Raw genomic sequence first — 18,596 nt, 5'->3', positions numbered from 1 at the left:
CACGTGTTGAACGAATTCGATCCACGCATTCCTATTTCATCTGAAGTCGCAGGTCGATATCCTTCAGCAGGCCGTCATTCGCGTGGTCACAGAAAAGCAGGGCGGAGTGATCCGCCCTGCTGGTTAAGGTCCGAAAGGTGTCTCGGAACCGGTTGTTCTTGTCGTCTATTCTTCGCGCTGGCCGGTGAAATTGAGCAGCAGCTGGAAGATGTTGACGAAGTTCAGGTAGAGCGACAGCGCGCCCATCACGGCCATTTTCTGCTGGCTTTCCTGATCGTAGTTTTCTGCATACTGCTGCTTGATGTTCTGGGTATCCCAAGCGGTCAGGCCGACGAATACGACGATACCGATCACCGACACGGCAAACTGCAGGGCGCTGGAGCCGAGGAAGATGTTGACGATCGAAGCGATCATCACACCGATCAGACCCATGATCATGAACGAGCCGAACTTGGCCAGGTCACGCTTGGTGACGTAGCCGTAAAGGCTGGTCGCGCCGAACATGGTGGCGGCGATAAAGAAGGTGCGGGCGATGCTTGCGCCGGTAAATACAAGGAATACCGAAGCAAGGGACAGACCCATGACGGCGCAGAACGCCCAGAAGGTCATCTGCGCAGAGGCAGCCGACATGGACTGGATCTTGAACGAGAAGAAGAACACGAAGGCGAGCGGCGCCAGCATCACCACCCACTTCAGCGGGCTGGAGAAGATCGGCACGTAAAGCGCCGGCGTGGTGCCGACGATGAAGGCGACGATACCGGTGATGACGAGGCCAAGCCCCATGTAATTGTAGATGCGCAGCATGTGTTGGCGAAGGCCTTCATCGAAGACTGCGCCGGATTGTGCTGTCGTGGCGCCCCAGCGCCGGTCGTTTTCATACATTCGGAATCTCCTGTTGATCAGTAAAGGGAATTCTTGAGAAGCTCGGCCTCGTCTGCGAGGCCGATATCGGTCGTGCTCGACACCACGGCGTAAGCCACGTCGCCGATCTGCCACCAGGCCGCTTCGGCCTTCGGCATATTCATGTCCTTGATCGGCTCGACCGCGAAATGGCCAGGTCGCACGGCATAGAGAGATACCCTGATGCCATCGGCGGTGCGCATGCTCGCCTCGACGCTCGGGCCGTAATCCGAGGGAAAGATCTGCACGTCGGTCACCTGCCAGCCCTTTGGCAATTCGGGCATGACGATTGCCGTTGCGGCGCGGATGTCCTCCCGGTCGTAGGTCCTTGCTTCCGGCTGGGATGGCATTTTTTCGCGAACGAGCGACGTCTCGTGCGCCCGCACCGCGTTTTCGATCAGTGCTGGCGGCTGGACCGAAGCATTGACTTCGCTCGGACCGAACGGACCGATCGAGGAATTGGCAAACCATCCTGCCGAAACAAGCATGGCAATCGCCGCGACGCGCCTGAGAGCGGTGAAGGTGCGCCGGCTTTCAAGGCTCGCGGAAAGTCGTCTCGCCGCCTCGCGGGTCTCCGTCCTGCCATGCACGGCGTCATCGGTGAGAGCGAGCTTCAGCGTCGTCCGCATTCCGAGATCGGCCATGACGCGTGCGGCGTCTTCCGGGTGGCTGGACAGGTAGTTCTCGACACGCAGGCGTCCCGCCGCGTCGAGCTGGTTGTCCACGTAGGCGTCGAGGTCATTCAACACGACCGTTCCGGTCTCATTCATCTTTGCCTCCAACGATTTTCAGGTGGCCGCCACGCCCTTTGTCATCTTCCATGCTGCGCAGCCGAGCCCGCGCCCTCGATATCCGCGACATCAGCGTGCCGACTGGAATACCCAACGTGTCGGCGGCTTCCTGATAGGACAGGTCTTCCACCGCAACGAGGTGCAGCGCTTCGCGCTGATCCTCCGGCAAGGTCATGAAAGCCTCGCGAACCTGCTGCAGGCGAACCGAATGTTCCTGCGCTGCCGGATAGGACGGCTCGGTTGCGGTCGAGCCATCATCGGCAAACAGGTCGTCGCGGCGACGACGGGCAAGGGCGCTGCGGCGACCGTCCAGATGCGTGTTGTGGACAATCGAGAGCAGCCAGTTCCGCAAATTTCCACCCGAGTGGAAGGTTGAACGCTTCTCATACGCTTTGACCAGCGCGTCATGCACCAGGTCTTCGGCGTCGACAGAGTTGCGCGCAAGCGAGCGTGCGTAGCGTCTCAACGCGGCAAGCTGTGCGATCACGTCGAATGAGCGTTTGTTCGGGTCCATACCTGCTTATACGAACGCCGGCCGGATTTTATTCCATTAGTCAGAAATTATTTTCGTGATTTTTTGCCCTTCAAAGACGTAGGGCAAACCCTCGTTTTGACGGCCAAGGGAGGTATGCGCCCGGTGCATGGCTGCCCTGACAATTTCTGCCTAGAAAATGTGCGGGTTTAGCGTATCTTCCATCTTGTCGAAACGATTTACCTCCTCCCAAATCGTCAGACACGCAGAACCCTCCCTCCTCCTCCCAGAGGTTTCTGCAGCAGAGCACCGGCACTCCTCCTCCCAGCCGTTGCTCTCGTCTTTTGAAGAGCCTGCCGCACCTCCTCCCGCGGCGGGCTCTTTTCGTTTTCACCCCATGGCAACGTCCTCAGGCGACCTCCTTCGTAAAGGCTGTTGCCTGCGCGCGGCTTTTGTCTCAAAGTGAAAGAAAACGAAAGCACGGGGACGAGATGCATCTGACGGACAGGCAGGCAAGGATCGTCGAGGTGGCGAGGATGACCGGGCGGGTCCTGGTGGAGGATCTGGCCACTCAGTTCTCCGTCACGCCGCAGACGATCCGCAAGGACTTGAATGATCTCTGTGAGGCGGACGTCCTCAACCGCATCCATGGTGGAGCCACGTTTCCGCGCAGCATCGAGAACATGCGCTATGAAGCGCGCCGCCAGATCGCTGCCGTCGAGAAGCAGGCGATCGGCGAGGCTGCGGCAGCCCTCATTCCGGACGGAGCGTCCCTGTTCATCAATATCGGGACCACGACGGAGGCCGTCGGTGAAGCGCTGGCCGCCCACAAGGACCTTATGGTCATTACAAATAATATCAACGTTGCCAACAGGTTGAGAGTAGTCGACGATATCGAGGTCGTCATTGCCGGCGGTGTCGTTCGCCAGTCTGATGGCGGCATCGTCGGCGAGGCGGCCGTCGACTTTATCCGGCAGTTCAAGGTTGACTATGCGGTCATCGGTGCGTCGGCCATCGACCACGACGGCGCTCTGCTCGACTACGATTTTCGCGAAGTGAAAGTGGCGCAGGCGATCATTGCCAACGCCCGGCATGTGATCCTCGTGGCCGACTCGACAAAATTCGAACGAACGGCGCCGGTTCGTATCGCCCAGATCTCCCAGGTTCATACGTTCATCACCGACGCCTGCCAGTCCGAACTGATCCGTGATCTTTGCCATCAGACGAATGTTGCGCTGATCGAAACAGCCACCGCGGATGCTGCAACGCACGCATCTTCTTTCGTTTGACATTCGAGATATTTTCACTCTAATGGGGTTAGCTTTCGATTTGCCGCTGCCGGCATGTCGAGCCGGGCTCTGTGAGGGGACAGGGCTTAGCGAGGGGATAATGAGTCAGGCAATTCACGACGTCTTTGTGATCGGTGGAGGGATCAACGGTTGCGGTATCGCGCGCGATGCTGTGGGTCGCGGCTATTCGGTCGCCTTGGCAGAAATGAACGATTTTGCCTCAGGCACGTCGTCAGGCGCCACCAAGCTTATCCATGGCGGGCTGCGCTATCTCGAACACTATGAATTTCGGCTGGTGCGCGAGTCTCTCATGGAGCGCGAAGTGCTCTGGGCAATGGCACCGCATATCATCTGGCCGATGCGCTTCGTTCTCCCCTATCACAAGGGTGGCGTCCGACCCGCCTGGCTGATCCGGCTGGGGTTGTTTCTCTATGATCACCTGGGTGGCCGCAAGCTCCTGCCGCCGACGGCAACGCTTGATATGCGCAAGGATCCGGCCGGAAAGCCTTTGAAATCGCTGTTTACGAAGGCCTTCGAATACTCCGATGGCTGGGTGGACGACGCGCGGATGGTGGTGCTGAACGCCCGTGACGCTGCCGACAAGGGGGCCCTGATCCTTCCGCGCACGAAAGTCGTTTCGGCGCGGCGCGAAGAGGGCATTTGGACGATTGTTACCCGAAGCACGGTCACCGGCTCCAGTCAGACCCACAAGTCTCGTATGCTGGTCAATGCCGCCGGCCCGTGGGTGGACCAGGTGATCCGCTCCGCCTTCGGCGAAAACGAAGCGCACCATGTCCGGCTGGTTCAGGGCAGCCATATCGTCGTCAAGAAGAAGTTCGACGACCCGCGCGCCTATTTCTTCCAGAACCCGGATAACCGGATCATTTTTGCTATCCCCTACGAAGAGGATTTCACGCTGATCGGCACGACCGATCGCGACTTCAAGGAGGATCCGAAGGACGTTCGAATCTCCGACGAGGAAACCAACTATCTCTGCAAGGCGGCGAGCGAGTATTTCAAGGAGCCGGTGCGCAAGGAAGATATCGTCTGGACCTACTCGGCTGTCCGACCGCTGTTCGACGACGGCGCCTCGAAAGCGCAGGAGGCGACCCGCGACTATGTGCTGAAGCTGGATACGGTCGGCCTCGGGGAGGGCGGAGCGCCACTTCTCAATGTGTTCGGTGGCAAGCTCACCACCTATCGTCGGCTTTCGGAACATGCGGTCGAAAAGATCGGCGAAGCCATCGGCGTCAAAGGCAAGCCCTGGACCGCTGACAGCCACCTCCCGGGTGGCGATTTCCCTGCCCGCGGCTACGAAAGCGAAGTCGCTGGGCTGAAGGCGCGATATCCCTTCCTGACCGATCGCCATGCGCGTAGGCTGGTCCGGCGTTACGGTACGAGGGCCGCGACTTTGCTCGGCAACGCTGCTCGAGCAGAGGATCTTGGGCATAATTTCGGCGGCGAACTCTATGAGGTGGAGGTTCGCTATCTTGCCGATCAGGAATGGGCGTTAAGCGCCGAGGACGTCCTTTGGAGGAGAACAAAGGACGGGCTACGGCTCGACGCTGACGAGAAGAGGGTTTTGGAGGAGTACATGGCCGCAATACCGGAAAGGATCGCCGGATAAGCGGCATGTGTTCCCGCTGTGAGGAGGCAGGGGAACAAGCATGTTGGAATTGCGAAAAGCTGCGAAAATGGTGGCGGGCGAATATCATATTCACCCGAGCGACCTTACGCTCGAGCGTGGCAGTCTGAATGTGCTGCTCGGCCCGACGCTTTCGGGCAAGACATCGCTGATGCGGCTGATGGCTGGATTGGACCGGCCGACGGAGGGTGCTGTCTATTTCGATGGAATAGACGTGACCGGCATGCCGGTGCAAAAGCGCAATATCGCGATGGTGTACCAGCAGTTCATCAACTATCCGCTCCTGACCGTCTATGAAAACATTGCCTCGCCGATGCGCATTTCCGGCAAGGACAAGGCGACCGTCGACCGCGAGGTGCGCAAGGCCGCAGAACTTTTGCGGTTGACGCCCTATCTCGACCGTACGCCGCTGCATCTCTCCGGCGGCCAGCAGCAGCGCACCGCGCTTGCCCGCGCCCTGGTCAAGAACGCCAGCCTCGTGCTGATGGACGAGCCCCTTGCCAACCTCGATTACAAGCTGCGTGAAGAACTGCGCGAAGAGCTTCCCAAGATCTTTGCCCAGTCCGGCGCAATCTTTGTCTATGCGACGACCGAGCCTTCGGAAGCGCTGATGCTGGGCGGCAATACGGCAACCCTTTCCGAGGGCCGCATCACCCAGTTCGGGCCGACGATCGACATTTATAGAAGGCCGGCGGATCTGACGACCGCGAAGACCTTTGCCGATCCGCCGCTGAATTTCATCGAGGTGGTCAAGTCGGGTGGCGGGCTCCGCCACCGCGAAGGCGACGTTCTTCCCTTGCCTGCGCATCTCGGAACCATACCGGACGGTCCCCTGACGGTTGCGTTTCATCCACATCATCTGGGCTTCACGCAGCAGACCGAGAATTCGGCCCGCCTTGCCGCCCGCACGCAGATCTCGGAAATCACCGGTTCGGAAAGCTTCGTGCATCTTGAATATGACGGCGTGAAATGGGTGATGCTGGCGCCCGGCATTCACAACATTGATCCAGATACCGGCATCGAAGTCTTTCTCGATACCCGACATCTGATGGCGTTCGGCAGCGATGGCCGGGCAATCGCTGCGGCTGCGGCTTAGGGGGAAATATCATGGCACGCATCACCCTCGACCATATCCGCCACGCCTACGGCGCCAACCCTGTCGCCGACAGCGACTATGCGCTTCGCGAAGTTCATCACGAATGGAACGACGGTGGCGCCTACGCGCTGCTTGGCCCCTCCGGCTGCGGCAAGACCACGTTGCTCAACATCATCTCCGGTCTGCTGCAGCCGTCACACGGACGCATCCTGTTTGATGGAAACGACGTGACGGAAGTCTCGACACAGGGTCGCAACATCGCGCAGGTGTTCCAGTTCCCGGTTATCTACGACACGATGACGGTCTACGACAATCTGGCCTTCCCGCTGCGCAACCGCAAAGTACCAGAGGCCGAGGTCGACAAGCGCGTTCGCGACATGCTGGGGATCATCGATCTTGCCGATTGGGCAGATCGCAAGGCGCGGGGCCTGACCGCCGACCAGAAGCAGAAGATCTCGCTTGGCCGTGGCCTGGTGCGCAACGACGTCAACGCCATCCTGTTCGATGAACCGCTGACCGTGATCGATCCCCATATGAAATGGGTGCTGCGCTCGCAGTTGAAGCGGATCCACAAGCAGTTTGGCTTTACCATGGTCTATGTCACCCACGACCAGACCGAAGCCCTGACCTTCGCAGACAAGGTCGTCGTGATGTACGAGGGCGAGATCGTGCAGATCGGCACCCCTGCGGAATTGTTCGAGAAGCCCAGCCATACATTCGTCGGCTATTTCATCGGCTCGCCCGGCATGAACGTCCTGCCGGCGCAGCTGAATGAGCGGTCTGTCGTGGTCGGCAGTCAGCGGATGGACCTCAATGTGTCGCCGAAGACGAAGCTGGGCGACCGGATCGAACTCGGCATCCGTCCGGAGTTCATCCATCTCGGTCGAGAAGGCATGCCGGTGAAGATCAGCCGGATCGAGGATATTGGCCGCCGCCGCATCGTTCGTGCCGAATTCGAGGGAAAGCCGCTTGCGATCGTCGCCGACGAGAATACGGAAATTCCGGCGGAAGCCCGCGTGAGCTTTGATCCTGCAGGTATCAATATCTACGCCAATTCCTGGCGCGTCGGCGGGGAGGCGTGAACGGCATGGAAAAGACCTATAACAACAAGGCCTGGTTCTTCGTTCTTCCGGTGCTGCTGCTGGTCCTGTTTTCAGCGGCGATACCGTTGATGACCGTTGTGAACTACTCGGTGCAGGACACGTTCGGCAACAACGAATTCTTTTGGGCAGGCACTGGCTGGTTTACCGAAATCCTGAATTCGGATCGGTTCTGGGCGGCGTTGCAGCGCAACCTGCTGTTCTCTGTCATCATTCTTGCGCTGGAAATTCCGCTCGGCATCTTCATCGCGCTGAACATGCCGAAAAAGGGTCTAGGCGTCCCGGTCTGCCTCGTTTTGATGGCGCTGCCGCTGCTGATCCCGTGGAACGTGGTCGGCACCATCTGGCAGGTGTTTGGTCGCGTCGATATCGGCCTTCTCGGCCGCACGCTCGCAATCCTCGGCATCGACTACAACTATGTCCGCGATCCGATCGATGCCTGGGTCACCGTCATCGTGATGGATGTCTGGCACTGGACGAGCCTTGTCGTGCTCCTCTGCTATGCCGGTCTCGTGTCGATCCCGGATGCCTACTATCAGGCTGCGAAAATCGATGGCGCGTCGCGCTGGTCGGTGTTCCGGTTTATCCAGCTTCCGAAGATGAAGCGGGTGCTGCTGATCGCCGTGCTCCTGCGCTTCATGGATAGTTTCATGATTTATACCGAACCCTTCGTCGTCACCGGCGGCGGGCCCGGCAACTCGACAACCTTCCTGTCGATCGATCTCGTGAAGATGGCGGTCGGGCAGTTCGACCTCGGGCCGGCTGCGGCCATGTCGATCATTTACTTCCTCATCATCCTGCTGATGTCGTGGATCTTCTACACGGTCATGACCAGCAGCGACAAAGACGCGTGAGGAGGACGGTTACAATGGCTCAAGTCAACACATTCAAGCCGGCGCGCAGCTACTCCTGGCTCGTCTCGACGATCTACATCGTTTTCCTGCTGCTGCCGATCTACTGGCTGGTCAATATGAGCTTCAAGGAGAATGCCGAGATCACCGGCGCCTTCTCGCTCTTCCCGCAAAACCCGACGCTCGGGAACTACATGGTGATCTTCACCGATCCGTCCTGGTACAACGGCTATATCAACTCGATTATCTATGTGGGTCTGAACACGCTGATCTCGGTGGCGGCGGCACTTCCCGCGGCCTACGCCTTCTCGCGCTACCGGTTTCTCGGCGACAAGCACCTGTTCTTCTGGCTGCTGACCAACCGGATGGCACCACCGGCGGTCTTTGCGCTGCCATTCTTCCAGCTCTATTCCGCCTTCGGACTGATCGACACGCATATTGCCGTGGCACTGGCTCACTGCCTGTTCAACGTTCCTCTGGCCGTCTGGATACTCGAGGGTTTCATGTCCGGCGTGCCGAAGGAAATCGACGAAACCGCCTATATCGACGGCTATTCCTTCCCGCGCTTCTTCGTGAAGATTTTCATGCCGCTGATCGCGTCCGGCATCGGCGTCGCAGCCTTCTTCTGCTTCATGTTCTCGTGGGTCGAGCTTTTGCTTGCCCGCACGCTGACGACCACTGCCGCCAAGCCGATCTCGGCCATCATGACCCGCACCGTTTCGGCGTCCGGCATGGACTGGGGCGTTCTGGCAGCCGCCGGCGTGCTGACGATCGTGCCGGGCGCGCTCGTGATCTACTTTGTCCGCAACTACATCGCCAAGGGCTTTGCCCTGGGTCGGGTCTAGAGGGAGAACGCACATGAGTTTTTCATGGATGGCCTGGACGCTGCCGACGACGCTTTTCTTCGTGACCATCTTCGCCTTGATTGCAGCGATGGGCATCTGGGAGTATTTTTCTCCGGGGGGAGCGCCACGGGTTGGGATCCTGCGCTTCGAGACAACGCGGGGGGACCGGCTCTTCATTTCGCTGCTTGGTGCAGCATTCATCAATCTCGCATGGTTGGGGCTGATCGGCCCCAATCTGTGGTGGGCTCTTGCCCTCGCTGTGGTCTACGCCGTCGGCGTTTTCCGCTTCGTCTGAAGGCAAGTTTGATACGGCGCGCGGGAGGACTGGCGCCGAAACGAAATCGCAATCGCAACTCTGGGAGGACATTATGCGACGGCATCTTTTGACAACGACAGCAGGCATATTGCTGGCACTGGCAGGCACGGCTCACGCCGGCATGAACGAGGCGAAGCAGTTCCTTGACAAGGAAATCAAGGACCTATCATCGCTATCGCGTGCCGAGCAGGAAAAGGAGCTGCAATGGTTCATCGATGCGGCGAAGCCCTTCTCCGGTCTCGACATCAAGGTCGTCTCGGAAACGCTGACCACGCATGAATACGAGTCGAAAGTACTGGCGCCAGCCTTCACGGCGATCACCGGCATCAAGATCACCCACGACCTGATCGGCGAAGGCGATGTCGTCGAAAAGCTGCAGACGCAGATGCAGTCGGGCGAGAACATCTATGACGCCTATGTCAACGATAGCGACCTGATCGGCACGCATTGGCGTTACCAGCAGGCCCGTTCCCTGACGGACTTCATGGCGAAGGAAGGTAAGGACGTTACCAATCCCGGCCTCGATCTTGAGGATTTCATCGGCCTCAAATTCACCACCGCACCCGACAAGAAGCTCTACCAGCTTCCGGACCAGCAGTTCGCCAACCTTTATTGGTTCAGGTACGACTGGTTCAACGACGCCAAGAACAAGGCTGATTTCAAGGCCAAATACGGCTACGACCTCGGCGTTCCCGTCAACTGGTCCGCTTACGAAGACATCGCGGAATTCTTCACCGGCCGTGATATCGGCGGAAAGAAGGTCTTCGGCCACATGGACTACGGCAAGAAGGACCCGTCGCTCGGCTGGCGCTTCACCGATGCGTGGCTTTCGATGGCCGGCAACGGCGACAAGGGTCTTCCGAACGGTTTGCCGGTCGACGAATGGGGTATCAAGGTCAACGAGAAGTCTCAGCCAGTCGGCTCCTGCGTCGCGCGCGGCGGTGACACCAATGGTCCTGCCTCCGTCTATTCGATCCAGAAATATCTCGACTGGATGAAGGCCTATGCACCGCCAGCTGCCCAGGGCATGAACTTCTCGGAATCCGGTCCTGTCCCCGCGGGCGGCGAAATCGCTCAGCAGATGTTCATGTACACGGCCTTCACTGCCGATATGGTGAAGCCAGGCCTGCCTGTCATGAACGAGGACGGCACGCCGAAATGGCGTTTCGCGCCAAGCCCGCACGGCGTCTACTGGAAAGACGGCATGAAGCTTGGCTATCAGGACGTCGGTTCCTGGACGCTGATGAAGTCCACCCCGGATGACCGCGCAAAGGCGGCCTGGCTCTACGCCCAGTTCGTCACATCCAAGACCGTCGACCTGAAGAAGAGCCATGTGGGCCTGACGCTGATCCGCGAAAGCTCGATCCGCCATCAGAGCTTTACCGATCGCGCACCGAAACTCGGCGGCCTGATCGAGTTCTACCGCTCGCCGGCGCGTGTTCAGTGGTCGCCGACCGGCACCAACGTTCCTGATTATCCGAAGCTCGCACAGCTTTGGTGGCAGGCGATCGGGGATGCTGCATCGGGTGCCAAGACGCCACAGTTGGCAATGGACTCGCTTTGCGCCGAGCAGGAAAAGGTGCTCCAGCGTCTGGAACGCGCTGGCGTCCAGAAGGACATGGGTCCCAAGCTCGCAGAAGAGCATGACCTGGCCTACTGGAACAAGGATGCGGTGGCCAAGGGCAATCTGGCTCCGCAGCTGAAGATCGAGAACGAAAAGGAAAAGCCGATCACCGTCAACTACGACGACCTGGTGAAGAGCTGGGCTGACGCAAAGAAGTGATCTGACCGATCAAGGCTCCCGAAGGGGAAGCGGCGGCAAGAGACGACCGCGCCGAACATCATCGGCGCGGTCGTTTCGCGTTCGTCACTGTTGCGGACACACGGCAGAGCCTCCCAACCTGCCTTGATCCGGTCCTATGCCTTTTTCAGCTTGGCATCGACACTGAGCGGTCCGGCTCCGGACGTGACGAAATACAGGAACACGAAGCAGAGCACGGCAGCAGCCATTCCGCCGTTTTCGGGCGGGAAAATGCTTTTGGGAAAGTGGCTGATGAAGTAAGCCGCGGCCATCAGTCCGGACAGGAGGAATGCCGCTATCCGTGTCTGGAAACCGACCAGGAAGAGGAAGCCGAAGACAAGCTCAAAGAGACCCGCGATCCAGGGCAACGAGCCCGTGGGCGGCATGAAGGTACCGGCGTGGAAATGAAAGATTTTCGCCATGCCGAAGGAGAAGATGACGAGGCCGACGGCAATACGCAGGATGCTGAGAAGAACAGGCTGGTAAGCCTGGATTTTGTTGACCATTGGGAAGCTCCGTTAAATGTCGATGCTCTTCTGACATCGACCAAACGAAGGTCAACTGCACGTCTTCGTGAAACAGTTATGGAATGCGCGAGACCGCCGAAGCGTCTTCTCAAATGGTGACCGCGTTGACGATCATCAAAACGGGGACACAGCCCAAGGCAATTGCCCCAATCCAAGCCATCAGTATCTTTATGAAATACCGCTGCTGCATAAAGATCTCGTTGTATTCGTGAAGCATTAAGCACCCCTACGCCGTTGAAGGGAATGAACCACCTCTTCAGAAGCGAGTCGAGTGCAGCCTTGCAACAGACTGAATCAGACGTATACGCGGACCACGTCCTCCAACGATAAAGTCAATTCACTGCAGGTTGAGAGGCAGTTGAATCCCCTTGGGAACATGCGGCTTGCGAAGATTGGCAATTTCGATCCGTCCATAGATCTCCTTGCGTTCCTTGTCGTGACGTTCCCTGAGCGCCTTCGACTGGGCCACGAGGGCAAGAGCACGGGCGACGACCTCTTCAGTTCTCTGCATGGCGTTCTCCTCAATGTTCTTCCTTTGTTCTCATTTTCGCTGAATGTTGTCAACAGTATTTTCTTCCCGTGCCTAGGCTGGCGGTTTCGGCGCATCTGCCGTGCATGTCTGCAGGTGTCAATTTCTGAACGAACTGATATGCCTCATCTCAGTCGGGCCTGATGGTTCGGACCCACAACATGGTTTTTCGGAAGGGAAACGGAATGCAGATCGGAATGATAGGCCTCGGCCGTATGGGCGCCAATATGGTGCGACGGCTCCTGCGTGATGGACATGAATGTGTGGTATTCGATGTCAGCCAGGCCAATGTCGAGGCTCTCGAGCAGGAAGGCGCGATCGGTGCTACCTCGCTCGAAGATCTGGTCGGCAAGCTTGCAAAGCCGGCCACCGTCTGGCTGATGCTGCCTGCAGCGATCACCGACCAGACGATCGAGAAACTCTCCGTCGTCATGGCGGCCGGCGACGTTTTGATCGACGGCGGAAACTCCAACTACCAGGACGATATCGATCGCGCCGGGCGTCTTTCGGGCATCGGCCTCGACTATATCGATGTCGGCACGAGCGGTGGCGTCTGGGGTCTGGAACGCGGCTATTGCCTGATGATCGGCGGACCGGATGAAGCGGTGAAGCGCCTTGATCCGATCTTCCTGTCGCTGTCCCCGGGAGCCGGCAAGGAGGCACAGCGGACCTCGGAACTTGGCTATATCCATTGCGGCCCGGCAGGATCAGGTCACTTCGTGAAGATGGTCCACAACGGCATCGAATACGGCATGATGGCGGCCTACGCTGAAGGCCTCAATCTGATGAAGTCTGCCAATATCGGCAAGGTGGCACGTAGCGCCGATGCGGAAACCAGCCCGCTCGCCAATCCGCACTACTATCACTACGATCTGGACGTGGCTGAAATCACCGAAGTCTGGCGTCACGGCAGCGTCGTTTCGTCGTGGCTGCTCGATCTTCTCGCCGGCTCTCTGCACAACGATCCGACGCTTGACGCCTTCAGTGGTCGAGTTTCGGATTCCGGCGAGGGACGGTGGATGATGAAGGCCGGTATCGATACCGGCGTGCCGCTTCCGGTCCTGTCGTCCGCTCTCTTCCAGCGCTTTTCGTCGCAGGGTCACGAGCAGTATTCGAACCAGGTTCTGTCGGCGCTTCGGGCAGCCTTCGGCGGCCACTCCGAAAAGAAATAGGCTGGGTTAGATCCCATACGAAATCCGGCACCCCTGGGGTGCCGGACTCTTTTGAAAAGCTCGATAGACCGGGCTTATTCCTATTCTACCGTCTTTGTCTCGTAGAACGCTTTCGCATCGCTCAGGAACGCCGCCCTCGACGACGGGTTTGTATAGAACATGTGGCCGCCGCTATAGGTCTTCAGTTCTGCCCGGCCGGCTGCCAACTGTGTCGGCAGATGATCGATCACGTAGCGGCTCACACCATAGGGTGTCAGCGCATCGCTGTGACCATGCGCGACCAGCAGGCGGAAGGATGGGATGACCGACAGCAGGTCGCGGATATCCGTCGACGCGCTGGCTAGCGCGCGAGCATCGCCGCCCCGGCTGCCATTCCATTCCCACCGGCGGTTCACATCCTCGTTCAAAAGCGAGTAGGTCATGTCGCTCGAAAACTTCAGCTCGCCTTTCGCATAGGAGGCAAAGGCAGCACTGTAGGCGCGGGTGTATCCTTCGAGAATGGGATCGTCATTGCGCCCATACGCGTCCTCGGGATAGGCGTCCGGCACGGCGTAGGATGCATCATAGGGGCTGACGACCCAACCCGGTCCGCCCATCTGCTTCCCGTAGACATCGCCGACGAGGCCTCGCGTTCTGGAAACCACATCTTTCGGGATACCCGTGAGACCAGCAAGCTTTCCATAGAAAGCCTCGGCTTCTTCGCCCGTCGGAGCAGCACCCGCCACTGTCGGAAGATAATCGCGCAACGCGAAACGTTCGGCTTCGGCGAGCTTTTCAGGCGTGAAGCTTTTGGTCCGCTCCATCTCGGCTGCCGCAAGCGAGGGCAGTTGCAGTGCGGCGCTCAGCGGATCGTCGGAATTTGCGAGGAACCGGCCTTCGATAAACGGCGAGAGCATGATGATGCCGGAGGGGATGATGCCCTGGCTATTCTTCATCGCGATCGCGACTTTCGCCGCGCGGAACCCGCCATAGCTTTCGCCGACCAGATATTTTGGTGCATTCAGCCGGTCGTTCTTCTGGACGTAGAGCGAGATCACCTTGGCAAGGCTGTCGGCATCCTGATTTACGCCGTAGAAATTCTTGGCAACATCGTCGCTGGCGGCGCGGCTCCATCCGGTGCCGACGGGATCGATCATGACAAGATCGGTAAATGCCAGCCAGCTTTGCGGATTGTCGCTTAGCTGCGGTGCCGTGCCGTCGTTGCCGTTCTTGCCGAATTCGATGATCCGGGGGCCCAGCAGCCCGAGATGCAGATAGGCCGACGCTGCGCCCGGGCCGCCGTTGAAGGCGAAGGTGAGCGGACGACCCGGCGTCCGATCCTTGGTGACATAGGCCGTGTAGAAGATCTTGGCCGTTCGATTGCCGTCCTGGCCGAACAGGTCAAGCGTCCCGGCGGTCGCTGTATAGGGCAGATCTGCGCTGCCCTCGGTTTTCAGAACATGCTCGGTCGTGCTGTCACTGGGGATGAGCGAGAAAATGCCGGGGGGCTGTTGCGCCCCGGCTGGGGCGGAAAGCGCAAGAAGCACCAGGATGGATGCAAGGATCCGGTAAAGACGCAAAGCTGTTTCCTCCGTGACGGCTATGTCAGTCATGTAGGGCGGCACGACCCATCCGGGAAACTCAATTCCGCTTGAGCCTCAAGTCAGCCCGCCAATCGTCCGCCCTGCAGAGGCCTTGGCGCACCTGTCGTCGTCGGAAAGCTGATCGGCAGACCGCGTAGCACGCGTACGGCGAGGAATGCGAACAGTTCCGCCTCGACGGCATCGCCCCGCCAGCCGAACTCGTCGGCGGACACGGCCTCGACGCCGGCGCGCTGTTCGAGCATCGCCATGATCGTCGGGTTGCGACGTCCGCCACCGGCAACGATCAGCCGTTTCGGCCGTCTCGGCAAAAGATCGAGCGCCTTGCCGACCGCTGATGTGGTAAAGGCCGAAAGCGTGGCCGCACCGTCTTCTGGCGAAAGCCCATCGGCCATGGCCGCGGTAAACGAATAGCGGTCGAGCGATTTCGGATAGGGCGCCGTCATGTACGGATGCTCAAGCAGGCGTGCCAGCCGCTCCTCATCGACCTTGCCCGAAGCACCAAGCGCTCCGTCCCGGTCCATCTCGCCAAGACCGAGCGACTTGATGAAATCGTTGAGCGGGGCGTTGGCCGGGCCGGTATCAAAGGCGATCACCAGATCCTCGCCATCCCACCAGCTGATATTGCCGACACCGCCGAGGTTGAGAACGGCGCTATCTCCCGATCGATCGACGCCACGCAGCAGCGCCGCGTGATAGACCGCGGCAAGCGGTGCGCCCTGGCCACCGGCGCGAACATCCGCGGTTCTGAAATCATAGGCGACCCTGCAGCCCAGGATCGAGGCCATCAACTCGCCATCGCCGAGCTGCCGCGTGTCGCCGAGACGTCCAGAGGTCGGTGCACGGTGGAGCACGGTCTGGCCGTGAAAGCCGACAATGCCGATATCGTCCATCGTCAGGCCGGCACTCTCAACAAGATCCTGCACCGCGTGCGATTGCGCCCGCGTCAATGCCTCCTCGGCCACGGCGAAGATCGCGGGCTCCGGTCCTTCGAATTCCCAGACGCGCGCTTGGGCGAGCGTTTCCTCGAGAAGAGAGCGGATCTCGGGCGGATAGGGCGCCAACGTATAGGCGCCTGCTGTCTCCACCGTTTCGCCGTCGGTCTTCAAAAGTGCGACGTCGATATTGCCGTCGAGGACGGTCCCGGTCATCAGGCCGACGGCCCAGATTGGCTCCATTGGAGATCCCCCTCAAGTTCAAGCGACGCAATCACCCGGGAGTAACAGAGACCGCCATCGCCCTCAACGTCCGAAGCGGAATTCCTCCAGCGTCCCCGCCTTCATCTCGATCGAGAAGCCGGGCATTTTCGGCGGCATATAGGCGGCGTTCTCGATGACGCAGGGTTCGAGGAAATGCTCGTGCAGGTGATTGACATACTCGATGACGCGGCCTTCCATCGTGCCGGACACCGCAACGTAGTCGATCATCGAGAGATGCTGGACATATTCGCAAAGGCCGACGCCGCCGGCATGCGGCCAGACCGGGAGGCCATATTTGGCGGCAATCAATAGGACGGAAAGCACCTCGTTCAGCCCGCCCATGCGGCAGCTGTCGATCTGTACGATATCGATCGCGCCCTCGGCGATGAACTGCTTGAACATGATGCGGTTCTGGCACATCTCGCCGGTTGCGACCTTCACCGGCCCGATCGCCTGGCGGATCTTGCGGTGACCGGCAATATCATCCGGGCTGGTCGGCTCCTCGATGAAGAAGGGCTTGGAGAAGGCGAGCTTGTTGACCCAGTCGATCGCTTGATCGACCTCCCAGACCTGGTTGGCATCGATCATCAGGTAACGGTCGGGGCCGATCACCTCGCGCGCGATGGTCAGGCGGCGAATGTCGTCTTCCAGGTCGCGTCCGACCTTCATCTTGATATGATCGAAACCGGCGTCGATCGCTTCCTGGCAAAGCCTGCGCAGCTTCTCGTCATCATAGCCGAGCCAGCCGGCGGAGGTCGTGTAGCAGGGATAACCCCTGCTTTCGAGAATGGCGATCCGCTCCTTTTTCCCGGCCTCTGCTTTCCTGAGAATGGCAAGAGCCTCGTCGCGGTTCAGGACATCCGTGAGATAGCGATAGTCGACGATATCGGCGATCTCTTCCGGCGACATGTCCGCCACCAGCCGCCACACCGGCTTGCCTTCTTCCTTGGCCAGAAGATCCCAGAAGGCGTTGACGACGGCGCCGGTCGCAAGATGCATGGCACCCTTGTCCGGGCCGATCCAGCGCAACTGGCTGTCGCCGGTCAGGTGCCGCCAGAATTTCCCCGGATTGGCCTTCATCACCTCCGTATCGGCGCCGATGACGAGATGGCGCATCGCCTCGATCGCCATGCAGCAGATGTCGTTGCCGCGGCCGATCGTGAAGGTGAGGCCATGACCCTTAAGCGCTGGATCGTCGGTTTCGAGGATCACGTAGGCTGCCGAATAATCCGGATCCGGGTTCATGGCATCGGAACCGTCGAGGCTCTGCGAGGTCGGAAAGCGCAGGTCGACAACCCGCATATCGATAACTTTGGCCATAGCTATTCCTTCCGCTGGTCGGCGGTTCAAGATGATCGGGTGGTGCGCCGTCTAGGACGGCAGAGGATTAAGGCTCAGATGGTCCAGCCGCCGTCGATGGCGAAGGCCTGTCCGCTCGTATAGGTGGCCGTGGCAAGATAGACGGCGAGATCGGCGATCTCTTCCGGCGAACCAAGGCGGCCCATGGGCTGGCGGGCGATGAAGGCGGCGCGGGCGGCATCATAATCGCCCTGGGCGCGCATGCGGTCCTGCAGCGACGGGCTTTCCACCGTGCCCGGGCAGATTGCATTGCAGCGGATCCCTTGCGTCACGTAGTCGGCCGCGACTGATTTCGTCAGCCCGATCACAGCCGCCTTGGTCACGCCATAGGCGAAACGGTTCGGCACGCCCTTCACGCTGGAAGCAACCGATGCCATGTTGATGATCGCGCCATCCTTGCGCTCCAGCATGCCCGGCAGCACGGCACGGATCGTGCGGATCATGGCGCGCACGTTGAGATCGAATGCGAAATCGAGATCGCTATCCGGCATCTCCAGCACCGAACCGGCGTGCACGACGCCTGCGCAGTTGAAGAGCACGTCGACCTGACCGATATCAGAGACGCAGGCCTTGACCGCGTCCTCGTTCAGCACGTCGAGCTTTGCCGTTGTCAAGTTGTCGAGCTTCGGCAACTCGGAAAGAGCCGTCTCGTTGATATCGGTGGCATGAACCTTGGCGCCTGCCGCGATGAAGGCAAGCGCACTGGCGCGGCCGATCCCCTGACCCGCCGCGGTGATCAGAACTGTCTTGCCATTCAGATTTGCCATCGACTTCAACTCTCCTCTCTGCATGTCAGTCATGATGGAAAACTTCTTCCATCATCGCCCACCATTCACCTTCAGCCCGCGTTTCCAGGGGCTTCTGGCAGGGAATGGTAAAGGCCCACCATTCCTGGTTCTTCTCATTGGCCGCCATCCGCGCCATGTCGGCTGCGAAATCGGTGCCGTGATATTCCCATGTGCCGAACAGGAGGTTTTCCGGTTCGCGCAGGAAGATCGTATAGTTCCTGATGTTGCAGCGGGAAATCAAGTCGAGGATTTCCGGCCATACCGCCGCATGCAGTTCCCGATACTTTGCAAGCATCTCCGGCTGCACGCCGATCATCATTCCCATGCGCTGCATGA

Annotated in this window: 19 protein-coding genes; 9 read left to right on the top strand and 10 right to left on the bottom strand. The window is 59.5% G+C overall.

Annotated elements, in window-relative coordinates:
- Nucleotides 1-165: 165 nt before the first annotated feature.
- From BLW69_RS19160 to BLW69_RS19150, 3 genes are read right to left on the bottom strand one after another with little or no spacing between them, the layout of a single operon-like run.
- Nucleotides 166-882, bottom strand: a complete 717-nt coding sequence (locus BLW69_RS19160; protein WP_062458877.1) for a Bax inhibitor-1/YccA family protein — start codon at nt 880-882, stop codon at nt 166-168.
- Nucleotides 883-899: 17 nt separating this feature from the next.
- Nucleotides 900-1,670 (bottom strand): anti-sigma factor family protein, encoded by a 771-nt coding sequence (locus BLW69_RS19155; RefSeq protein WP_062458880.1) that lies wholly within the window; start codon nt 1,668-1,670, stop codon nt 900-902.
- Nucleotides 1,663-2,205 carry a sigma-70 family RNA polymerase sigma factor gene (locus BLW69_RS19150; protein WP_062458883.1) on the bottom strand — a complete coding sequence of 181 codons (543 nt, stop codon included), beginning with the start codon at nt 2,203-2,205 and terminating at the stop codon, nt 1,663-1,665. The genes BLW69_RS19155 and BLW69_RS19150 overlap by 8 nt, the downstream gene beginning before the upstream one ends.
- A 449-nt stretch (nt 2,206-2,654) precedes the next feature.
- Between BLW69_RS19150 and BLW69_RS19145 the strand changes: the two genes are divergently transcribed.
- The 8 genes from BLW69_RS19145 to BLW69_RS19110 all read left to right on the top strand — a co-directional run bounded on the left by BLW69_RS19145 (nt 2,655) and on the right by BLW69_RS19110 (nt 11,088).
- Complete coding sequence (locus BLW69_RS19145) at nt 2,655-3,452, top strand: DeoR/GlpR family DNA-binding transcription regulator (protein WP_062458885.1); 798 nt, start codon at nt 2,655-2,657, stop codon at nt 3,450-3,452.
- Between the two features lie 100 nt (nt 3,453-3,552).
- On the top strand, nt 3,553-5,079 hold the full coding sequence (gene glpD / locus BLW69_RS19140) for a glycerol-3-phosphate dehydrogenase (protein WP_062458888.1): 1,527 nt from the start codon (nt 3,553-3,555) through the stop codon (nt 5,077-5,079).
- Between the two features lie 40 nt (nt 5,080-5,119).
- Entirely contained in the window at nt 5,120-6,193 is a 1,074-nt protein-coding gene (locus BLW69_RS19135) for an ABC transporter ATP-binding protein (protein ID WP_062458891.1), read from the top strand.
- A gap of 11 nt (nt 6,194-6,204) precedes the next feature.
- The gene (locus BLW69_RS19130; protein WP_092664253.1) at nt 6,205-7,275 is read left to right on the top strand and encodes an ABC transporter ATP-binding protein; all 1,071 of its coding nucleotides are present in this window, start codon (nt 6,205-6,207) and stop codon (nt 7,273-7,275) included.
- A 5-nt stretch (nt 7,276-7,280) separates the two neighbouring features.
- A complete protein-coding gene (locus BLW69_RS19125; RefSeq protein ID WP_062576486.1) occupies nt 7,281-8,147 on the top strand; it encodes a carbohydrate ABC transporter permease in 867 nt (288 codons plus the stop codon).
- 14 nt (nt 8,148-8,161) lie between these two features.
- Nucleotides 8,162-8,989, top strand: a complete 828-nt coding sequence (locus BLW69_RS19120; RefSeq protein ID WP_092664251.1) for a carbohydrate ABC transporter permease — start codon at nt 8,162-8,164, stop codon at nt 8,987-8,989.
- A gap of 13 nt (nt 8,990-9,002) precedes the next feature.
- On the top strand, nt 9,003-9,284 hold the full coding sequence (locus BLW69_RS19115; protein ID WP_062458904.1) for a DUF2160 domain-containing protein: 282 nt from the start codon (nt 9,003-9,005) through the stop codon (nt 9,282-9,284).
- Nucleotides 9,285-9,357: 73 nt separating this feature from the next.
- Nucleotides 9,358-11,088 (top strand): ABC transporter substrate-binding protein, encoded by a 1,731-nt coding sequence (locus BLW69_RS19110; protein WP_092664249.1) that lies wholly within the window; start codon nt 9,358-9,360, stop codon nt 11,086-11,088.
- Nucleotides 11,089-11,222: 134 nt separating this feature from the next.
- On the opposite strand, the gene BLW69_RS19105 is transcribed toward BLW69_RS19110, so the two are convergent.
- Nucleotides 11,223-11,612 carry a DoxX family protein gene (locus BLW69_RS19105; RefSeq protein ID WP_092664247.1) on the bottom strand — a complete coding sequence of 130 codons (390 nt, stop codon included), beginning with the start codon at nt 11,610-11,612 and terminating at the stop codon, nt 11,223-11,225.
- A 358-nt stretch (nt 11,613-11,970) separates the two neighbouring features.
- Nucleotides 11,971-12,144, bottom strand: a complete 174-nt coding sequence (locus tag BLW69_RS22860) for a hypothetical protein (protein ID WP_165699857.1) — start codon at nt 12,142-12,144, stop codon at nt 11,971-11,973.
- Between the two features lie 203 nt (nt 12,145-12,347).
- Between BLW69_RS22860 and gnd the strand changes: the two genes are divergently transcribed.
- The gene (gnd, locus tag BLW69_RS19100) at nt 12,348-13,334 is read left to right on the top strand and encodes a phosphogluconate dehydrogenase (NAD(+)-dependent, decarboxylating) (RefSeq protein ID WP_062576479.1); all 987 of its coding nucleotides are present in this window, start codon (nt 12,348-12,350) and stop codon (nt 13,332-13,334) included.
- Nucleotides 13,335-13,414: 80 nt separating this feature from the next.
- Here gnd and BLW69_RS19095 read toward each other — a convergent pair whose 3' ends face one another.
- From BLW69_RS19095 to BLW69_RS19075, 5 genes are all read right to left on the bottom strand, one after another.
- The gene (locus BLW69_RS19095) at nt 13,415-14,926 is read right to left on the bottom strand and encodes a S10 family peptidase (protein WP_092664245.1); all 1,512 of its coding nucleotides are present in this window, start codon (nt 14,924-14,926) and stop codon (nt 13,415-13,417) included.
- A gap of 50 nt (nt 14,927-14,976) precedes the next feature.
- Nucleotides 14,977-16,092: an anhydro-N-acetylmuramic acid kinase gene (locus tag BLW69_RS19090; protein ID WP_092664243.1), complete on the bottom strand. Its 1,116-nt coding sequence runs from the start codon at nt 16,090-16,092 to the stop codon at nt 14,977-14,979.
- A 63-nt stretch (nt 16,093-16,155) separates the two neighbouring features.
- Nucleotides 16,156-17,433 carry an L-fuconate dehydratase gene (locus BLW69_RS19085; protein ID WP_092664241.1) on the bottom strand — a complete coding sequence of 426 codons (1,278 nt, stop codon included), beginning with the start codon at nt 17,431-17,433 and terminating at the stop codon, nt 16,156-16,158.
- A 74-nt stretch (nt 17,434-17,507) separates the two neighbouring features.
- Nucleotides 17,508-18,239 (bottom strand): SDR family oxidoreductase, encoded by a 732-nt coding sequence (locus BLW69_RS19080; RefSeq protein ID WP_092664239.1) that lies wholly within the window; start codon nt 18,237-18,239, stop codon nt 17,508-17,510.
- Nucleotides 18,240-18,264: 25 nt separating this feature from the next.
- The gene (locus BLW69_RS19075) at nt 18,265-18,594 is read right to left on the bottom strand and encodes an L-rhamnose mutarotase (protein ID WP_092664237.1); all 330 of its coding nucleotides are present in this window, start codon (nt 18,592-18,594) and stop codon (nt 18,265-18,267) included.
- Nucleotides 18,595-18,596 lie beyond the last annotated feature (2 nt).

The sequence above is a fragment of the Rhizobium sp. NFR12 genome (assembly GCF_900108545.1).
Classification (GTDB): domain Bacteria; phylum Pseudomonadota; class Alphaproteobacteria; order Rhizobiales; family Rhizobiaceae; genus Neorhizobium; species Neorhizobium soli.
Note: the sequence above shows the minus strand (reverse complement) of the source record. Positions and strands in the feature narration are given on the sequence as shown.